The organism is Paraburkholderia sp. SIMBA_030, assembly GCF_046535245.1.
Taxonomy (GTDB): Bacteria; Pseudomonadota; Gammaproteobacteria; order Burkholderiales; family Burkholderiaceae; genus Paraburkholderia.
The window spans coordinates 1-241 of sequence record NZ_JAWRXB010001478.1; the positions used below are offsets into that span (position 1 = coordinate 1).

Here is a 241-nt window from a genome sequence, read left to right on the forward strand (position 1 = left end):
TGCTCTTCCGTTCGAGCCGCCGGGATACGGAATTTTCGGTCGCGCCCGTGATCGAGGCGACGAGTTCCTGGTTGGAAGCATCGGGCGTGAAGACGCCGTTGTTGCGCCCGAGGCGGAGGACGACGATCCGGTCTGCGACCGCGCGCACATCTTCCATGTTGTGGCTGATGATGATGACCCCGAGGCCACGTTCGCGGACGCGCTCTATCAGGTTGAGAACCTCGGCCGTCTGTGCGACGCC

The 241-nt window shown here is 63.9% G+C and carries 1 pseudogene; it reads right to left on the reverse strand.

What is annotated here, in order from left to right:
• Positions 1 to 241 (reverse strand): annotated as a pseudogene (locus SB772_RS44945) (sugar ABC transporter ATP-binding protein); the annotation flags it as partial.